Origin of the sequence: Acidovorax facilis, assembly GCF_023913775.1 — a bacterium.
In the GTDB taxonomy this organism is placed as follows: domain Bacteria; phylum Pseudomonadota; class Gammaproteobacteria; order Burkholderiales; family Burkholderiaceae_C; genus Acidovorax; species Acidovorax facilis.
This window is the reverse complement of the sequence record NZ_JAMXAX010000202.1, coordinates 1-7,485: the sequence shown is the minus strand read 5'-3', so window position 1 is coordinate 7,485 and position 7,485 is coordinate 1. Positions and strand designations below refer to the sequence as shown.

Annotated in this window: 7 protein-coding genes; 2 read left to right on the top strand and 5 right to left on the bottom strand. The window is 66.3% G+C overall.

The window, feature by feature from the left end; all coding sequences use genetic code 11:
- Window positions 1-244: 244 nt before the first annotated feature.
- Both NFX52_RS28760 and NFX52_RS28755 read right to left on the bottom strand, forming a co-directional pair.
- Window positions 245-1,078 (bottom strand): crotonase/enoyl-CoA hydratase family protein, encoded by an 834-nt coding sequence (locus NFX52_RS28760; RefSeq protein ID WP_207402214.1) that lies wholly within the window; start codon window positions 1,076-1,078, stop codon window positions 245-247.
- A gap of 208 nt (window positions 1,079-1,286) precedes the next feature.
- A complete protein-coding gene (locus tag NFX52_RS28755) occupies window positions 1,287-2,135 on the bottom strand; it encodes a 3-hydroxybutyryl-CoA dehydrogenase (protein WP_055396310.1) in 849 nt (282 codons plus the stop codon).
- 129 nt (window positions 2,136-2,264) lie between these two features.
- Between NFX52_RS28755 and NFX52_RS28750 the strand changes: the two genes are divergently transcribed.
- Entirely contained in the window at window positions 2,265-3,854 is a 1,590-nt protein-coding gene (locus NFX52_RS28750; RefSeq protein ID WP_055396311.1) for a GMC family oxidoreductase, read from the top strand.
- 188 nt (window positions 3,855-4,042) lie between these two features.
- Complete coding sequence (locus tag NFX52_RS28745; RefSeq protein WP_055396313.1) at window positions 4,043-4,780, top strand: hemerythrin domain-containing protein; 738 nt, start codon at window positions 4,043-4,045, stop codon at window positions 4,778-4,780.
- 27 nt (window positions 4,781-4,807) lie between these two features.
- Here the strand turns inward: NFX52_RS28745 and NFX52_RS28740 are convergent, their stop codons facing one another.
- From NFX52_RS28740 to NFX52_RS28730, 3 genes are all read right to left on the bottom strand, one after another.
- Entirely contained in the window at window positions 4,808-6,160 is a 1,353-nt protein-coding gene (locus NFX52_RS28740) for a GAF domain-containing protein (protein ID WP_055396482.1), read from the bottom strand.
- Window positions 6,157-6,681: a hypothetical protein gene (locus NFX52_RS28735; protein WP_055396315.1), complete on the bottom strand. Its 525-nt coding sequence runs from the start codon at window positions 6,679-6,681 to the stop codon at window positions 6,157-6,159. The genes NFX52_RS28740 and NFX52_RS28735 overlap by 4 nt, the downstream gene beginning before the upstream one ends.
- The coding region (locus NFX52_RS28730; RefSeq protein ID WP_252635944.1) for an ABC transporter permease at window positions 6,678-7,485 on the bottom strand (808 nt) is incomplete at its 5' end. The genes NFX52_RS28735 and NFX52_RS28730, both read right to left, overlap by 4 nt.

Genomic DNA, 7,485 nt, shown 5'->3' with positions numbered 1-7,485 from the left:
TTGTGTGCAATTGAATTGTGAAAAACTTTGTTAATGGATGGGATTGTGTCGGTGGGGGAGCGGCGCCGCGCCATCGGTGCTATTCGCGCGTCCCGCTGGCGCAGGCGGGGGCGCCGCGTCCACGGCGCCCTCAGGGGGCGCTATCAATAGTGAAGCTGCTAGCGCATGGTTTATCTACGCTAGCGGTCGATTTGGCTTGGGATTTGGTGCGTGGTGGTTCTGGCGGCGACGCACCACCAGGCCCTCAGCGCCCGCTGAACTGCGCGGGCCGGCGCTCGACAAACGCGCGCACGCCTTCGGCCGCATCCTCGCTGTTGGCCAGTTCCTTCTGCACCGGGATGAAGTCCGCCACCGCAGCCGCCTGGCCTTGCTCGATGGCCTTGAGCACATTCAGGCGCGTGGCGACCACCGCACGCGGCGCCTGTGCGGCAATGCGCTGGGCAATCACCAATGCCTCGTCCAGCTCCTGGCCAGCCGGCACCACTTTCTGCACAAAGTTCAGGCGGTACGCCTCAGCGCTGCCAAACTCTTCGGCCGTCAGCAGGTGCAGCAGCGCATTGCCCGTGCCCGCGCGCTCGGCCATGCGCAGCGTGGCGCCGCCTGTGGCCATGATGCCGCGCTGCACCTCCATCTGCGAGAAGCGGCAGTTGTCGGCCGCCACCACGATGTCGGCGCCCAGCATGAGCTCGATGCCCACGGTGAAGCAGATGCCCTTGACCGCCACCACCATGGGCTTGGTGCGGCGCCGGTAGCCGGGCAGGCCGTAGTCATGGGGCTCCACCAGGCCTTCGGGGATGGCTTTTTCGCCGCGCTGCATGTAGGCGCTCACGGCGGGCAGGTCCAGCCCGGCCGTGAAGTGGTCGCCCATGGCATGCAGCACACCGACGCGCAACTCGGGGTCATCGTCGAGGCGGGTGTAAGCCTCGGCCAGCTGGCGGAACATGGGCGGCGTCCAGCCGTTGCGCTTGGCCGGGCGGTTGATGCCGATCAGCAGCACGTGGCCGAGCACCAGGGTGTCTATGCAGCCCTCGGGCGGGGGCATGGTGCTGGATGGTGTGGTGGTGTTGGCGTCTGACATGGCCGGGTCTCCTTTTCGTTTCCACGATTCAAAACCCGGCGCGCCGACTGCGCCGTCCCCTGGGGGACAACGCATGTGCGCAGCGCTCCCATGCGGCCGCGGCTTCAAAAACCGGCGCGGCGCCTTACCAGTGCCCCCGCGCAAGGGCCGCTTCGCCGCGCTGGGGGCGTCCCCCTGCTAGGGGGAAGGCGCGAAGCGGCTCAGGGGGTTAGTAGGTATACACGCCCTGCCCAGTCTTGCGGCCCAGGCGGCCCGCAGCCACCATTTCCTTGAGCAGCGGGCAGGGACGGTATTTGCTGTCGCCAAACTCGGTGAGGTACACATCCATCACGGCCAGGCACACATCCAGGCCGATCATGTCCGCCAGCGCCAGCGGGCCGATGGGCTGGTTACAACCCAGCTTCATGCCCGCGTCGATGTCCTCGGGCGTGGCCAGGCCTTCGGCCAGCACGAAGAAGGCCTCGTTGATCATGGGCACCAGGATGCGGTTGACCACAAAGCCGGGCGCGTTCTTCACGGTGATGGGGCTCTTGCCCAGGGCCTCGGCCAGGGCCTTCACGGCGTCGTGCGTGGCATCGCTGGTCTGCAGGCCGCGGATGATCTCCACCAGCGCCATCATGGGCACGGGGTTGAAGAAGTGCATGCCAATGAAGCGGTCGGCGCGGCTGGTGGCGGCGGCCAGCTTGGTGATGGAGATGGACGAGGTGTTGGATGCGATCAGCACCTCGGGGCCCACCAGTGCGTCCACTTGCTTCAGGATCTTGAGCTTGAGTTCGTAGTTTTCGGTGGCGGCCTCGATCACAAGCTGCGCGGCCTTCAGGTCGTCGTAGCTGGTGGAGGTCTTGATGCGGCCCAGCGCGGCGGCCTTGTCGGCCTCGGTGATTTTTTCCTTTTTGATCAGGCGGTCCAGGCTGCCGGCCACGGTGGCCAGGCCTTTTTGCACTGCAGCATCCGAGATATCGACCATCACCACGTTGATGCCCGACACCGCACAGGCCTGTGCAATGCCGTTGCCCATGGTGCCTGCGCCGATGATGCCTACGGTCTGAATCGTCATATAGAGAGCCCTCTTCAAAGTGAAACGGATGGATGGAATGGTAAGGCGAATCGCACGACCGTTCGGTTATCGTGCGTCAAACCTGAACCAACAAGCCGCTGCGCAGCATGGCGGAGGAGACACCACAACATGTTCGACTACATCGTGATCGGCGGCGGCTCGGCAGGCTCCGTGCTGGCTGGCCGCCTGACCGAAGACCCCGCCGTGCGCGTGTGCCTGCTGGAGGCGGGCCCCGCCGACAAGAGCGTGCTCATCCACTGCCCTGCCGGGCTGGCCGTGATGGCCAAGTTCGAGCTGAACGGTTGGGGCTTCAACACCACGCCCCAGGCTGCGCTCAACAACCGGCGCGGCTACCAGCCACGCGGCAAGGTGCTGGGGGGCTCCAGCTCGATCAACGCCATGGTCTACATCCGGGGGCAGCATGCGGACTACGACCACTGGGCCGCGCAGGGCAACCCGGGCTGGGGCTGGGAGGATGTGAAGCCCTACTTCCTGCGCGCCGAGCACAACGAGCGCGGCGCCGATGCCTGGCACGGGCAGGGCGGGCCTTTCAACGTGGCGGACCTTCGCTCGACCAACAGCTTCAGCCACCACTTCACCGAAGCGGGTGTGCAGGCCGGGCACCCGCACAACACCGACTTCAACGGCGCCACGCAGGAAGGCGTGGGCCCTTACCAGGTCACGCACAAGAACGGCGAGCGCCACAGCGCGGCCAAGGGCTACCTCACGCCCCACCTTGCGCGCTCCAACCTGCAGGTCATCACCGGTGCCCACGCCACGCGCATCCTGTTCGAGGGCACGCGCGCCGTGGGTGTGGAATACCGCCAGGGCGGTGCCTTGAAGCAGGTGCGTGCGGGGCGCGAAGTGCTGTTGAGTGCGGGCGCACTGCTGTCGCCGCAGTTGCTGATGCTGTCGGGCGTGGGGCCCGCGGCACACTTGCAGCAACAAGGCATCCCGGTGCTGCACGACCTGCCGGGCGTGGGCCAGCACCTGCACGACCACCCCGACGTGGTGCAGGTGCTGGACGCACCCGAGCTCAAGGACCTGTTCGGCCTGTCACTGTCGGGCATGGCGCAGACGCTGCGCGGCATTGCCGAATGGCGCAAGCACCGCACGGGCATGTTGACCACGAACTTTGCCGAGGCGGGGGGCTTCATCAAGAGCGACCCATCCGAGCCAGCGCCCGACCTGCAGCTGCACTTTGTGATCGGCAAGCTGGTGGACCACGGGCGCAAGACCGTGTTCGGCCATGGCTACTCGGCCCACGTGTGCCTGCTGCAGCCCAAGAGCCGGGGCGCGGTCACGCTGGCCAGCCGCGACCCCATGGCCTTGCCTTTGGTGGACCCGAACTTCCTGGCCGATCCCGATGACATGGCGCGCATGGTGCGTGGCTTCAAACGCACGCGGGAGATCCTCATGCAACCGGCGCTCGCGAAGTTCGGCGCCAAGGAGCTGGCGGCATCGGCCAGTGCGCGCAGCGATGCCGAGATCGAGCAGTTCATCCGCCAGTACGCCGACACCATCTACCACCCCGTGGGCACCTGCCGCATGGGGCCCGGGCCGCTGGATGTGGTGGATGCCGAACTGCGTGTGCATGGCCTCGCGGGCCTGCGTGTGGTGGACGCGTCCATCATGCCGCGCATAGTGAGCGGCAACACCAATGCGCCCACGGTGATGATTGCTGAAAAAGCGGTGGACCTGCTGCGCGCCGCGCCGTGAACGATTTCACGTTTGGCGCCCGGAACGCGATTTTTAAGGTTTTCAAAGGGTCTGTTTAAGGAGTTTTTAACAGGCAAAAGCGCGGCGAATTTCTAGACTTCTTTGCATGGAAACGGGTGCATGGTGCACCCGGCCCGGCGCCCAAAAAAAGGCGCTGAAAGAGCCCACCGGGGCCATGAAAGAACGTGATGAAGATTGATGCCCGCGAAATTGCCGCACTGACACAAGCCCAGCCCGCCGCCCCCCGCATGGACATGTACGCCAGCATCCACAAGGCGCTGCGCGCCTTCATGGCCGACACGCTGCTGGGCCTGGGCCGCATGGATGTCGAGGACGACCTGGAGTTTGCCCACACCTGCGACCGCGTGATGCAGCTGCTGGACCTGTGCCGCGCCCACCTGCACCATGAGAACCAGTTCGTGCACGCCGCCATGGAGGCGCGCCAGCCCGGCTCCAGCCAGAGCATTGCTGGTGAACATGTGGAGCACGAACAGGCCATCGTCGCTTTGGCAGACGGCGTGAACCACCTGATGGCCTGTGCCAAGCCCGCACGCCCAGCAGCCACCCAGGCACTGTACCGCCAGCTGGCGCTGTTTGTGGCGCACAACTTCGAGCACATGAACGAGGAAGAGACCGCGCACAACCGCGTGCTCTGGCAGTGCTACACCGACGCGGAACTGGCAGGCGTGCACGATGCGCTGGTGGCCTCGATCCCGCCGCACGAAATGATGGTGGTGGCCCGCTGGATGGTGCCCTACATGTCACCGGCCGAGCGCACGGCCATGCTGTCGGACATGAAACAACATGCGCCTGCCCCTGTGCTGGCAGCGGTGTTGGCGCAAGTGCAGCCGCACCTCACGCAACCCGAGTGGACCAAGCTGATGCGCAGCCTGGGCCTGCCGGTGGTGCCCGGTCTGGTGCACTGACTTTGAGAAATCAGCGGCGTGAAGGCGTCAGGCGTCTTCCAGCACCACGGGGCGCAGCACGCACAGCCGAAAGCGCCCGCGCCCCGTTTTTTCGATGTGGATGTGCGGGCAGTTCTCCTGCAGGCGGCGCTGCAGCAATAGCAGGCGGGCCTCCAGGTTGTCGGCCACATCGGGCAGGCGCAGGGCGGGGTCCAACCGCAGTTCGCGGTTGGTGAAGTCCACACGCCCGGTGTGCTGGTGGTCGCGCAGCAGCTTCCAGACAATGGCGCCCGCCACCCCCTTGATCAAATAGTCGTCGTTGATGAACACGCTGTCGTTGGCCGCAAAGTGGCGCACCCGCAGCGCGCTGCCGCTCACCGGCGGTGCCGCCGTCGGAGTAGGCAGCGGCTCGGGCGCATCGGGCGCGGTCTGCAGCAGGTCGATGGCGGCGGCCAGCTGGCCCGCAATGGCCACCAGCAGGTCTTCATCCTCGAAACCAAAGCGCATGTCCTCGGGGCTCTCGGCAAACAGCACTCCCAGCAGGCGTCCGGCCGACAGCAGCGGCACCGCCACCTGGCTGTGCGGCTCTGGCAGGCCGGGGTAAGGGATGTCCAGGCCGCGCAACGGGGGCGCATCGGGTGCGGCATGCGCGTCCATGCTTTCGCGGATGGCATGGCTGTACAGGGCGGCGTGCGTCATGTGGCTGATGCGCACCGGCGTGCGCTCGCGCGCAGCCATGCCGATCACTCCCTGGCCCAGCCGGATTTCTGAACCCACGCCCGATGTGGCATAGCCGCAGCTGGCCACTGTGTAGAGCTGCTGGGCGCTGGCGTCCAGCATCAGCACCATGGCGTGCTGGATGCCCAGCTTGTCCTGCAGGCCCTGCAGCGCGCCTTGCAGCAACTCGTCCAGCCCCGAGCAGCGCGCGATGCTCTCGCTGCACAGACGCAGCGTGTGCAGCAACCCGGAACGCGGCGCCGGTGCCGGCAGGCCTTCGCCCGCCACCGATTCGATGCGCTCGACAGCGTAGATGTCGGCCCCTTTGAGTTCAAACACCTCGGCCATGCCCGCATGCGACGCAATGCCCGCCAGCTGCGCGCGCATGCTCTCGAACACCGGGCCGCTGTCCTCGGTGCGCTCGTACATCAGGTGCAGGCGGTAGAAATGGGCGGTGACCGGGTCCAGCACCAGCACGGACGCACGCGGGTTGCGCAGGATGTTCTGGCGGGTCTTGTTGAAGAACTGGAACGACAGCGCCACATGCGCCGCATCCACATAGACCACCTGCGAGATATAGGCCACGTTGGGTGTGCCGTCGGGGTCACAAGTGGCCATGATGGCGGGAATCGCACCCTCCAGGCAGGGGCGGATGCTGTGCAGGGACGGCGCTGCGGTGCTCATGGCTGCGGCATAGGTGGTGAGGGTGGTGAGGGTGATGTGGGTGGCGAACACAACTCCGCGCCTGCGCGCGGGCCCGGTGTCTGGTCGAACGCGCTGGTGGGCGTGAAGCTCACGGCCACCACATCCTGCAGCGGCGCTGCTAGCATGGCCGCCACATACTGCGGGCCGTAGCCAACCTGGCCCACCTCCTGCACCATGGACTGCAGGTAGGCCTGCAACACGGGCAAGTCGCCGTCATGGGCCGGGCGCTGCGTGGCCCGGCGGGCCTTGAGCTGCAGCGTCTGGTGGGTGGACGGCACGCTGAACACCACGGCAATCTCGCCGGTGTGCGCGATGTCCTGCAGCAACTGTTCGGACTGGCTGCGCCGCAGGTACACCGTGACCTCCTGCCCATCGCCGCTGATGTGGCTGCCCACGGCGCGCATGATGCTCGGGCGCAGGGCCGCATCGCGTGACGCCACGATGGCCGACACGCCCTTGGCCACCATGGCGATGCGGTCCGGATCGAGCAGCACGGTCATGCCTTGAAGCGCTTGCGGGTCAGGGCCAGGGCCACCCAGAAGGCCACCACCGTGGTCACCACCAGCACCAGGCCGTGGCGCCACGGGTGGGCGGGCCATTGGTCCATGAACAGCGGGCGCACCAGCTCGACCGCGTTGGTCAGCGGCAGCCAGTCGGAGATGGCGCGCACGATGGGGGGCAACTGCTCGCGCGGGAAGAACACACCCGAGAGAAACATCATGGGCGTGAGCACCAGTGTGAAGTAGTAAGTGAAGAAGTCATACCCCTTGGCCAGGGCGTTGAAGATGAGCGCGATGCTGGAGAACATGATGCCGACAAACAGCAGCACCGGCCAGGCCACCAGCAGCTTGGGGCTGTGGCTGATGCCTAAAGCCAGCATCACGCCCAGGATGGCGGTGACGGTGAACAGCGCCTTGAACGCCGCCCAGAGCATCTCGGCCAGCACCACATCGTCCAGACTCACGGGCGCGTTCATGATGCCGTCCCAGGTCTTTTGCACATGCATGCGCGAGAAGGCCGAGTACAGCGCCTCAAAGCTGGCCGCGTTCATGGCGCTCATGCAGATGGAGCCGCTGGCCAGGAACAGGATGTAGGGCACCTTGGTGTCGCCCGCCGCGCCGCCCACGTTCACCTGCCCCACCAGGGCCCCCATGCCGTAGCCAAAGGCCACCAGCCACATCAGCGGCTCGGCAATGTTGCCCACCAGGCTGGGGATGGCCAGCTTGCGCCAGACCAGCAGGTTGCGCATGAACACGGGCCACCAGCGCACGGACAGGCTGGGCGGGCGCCATACCGACGGCGGG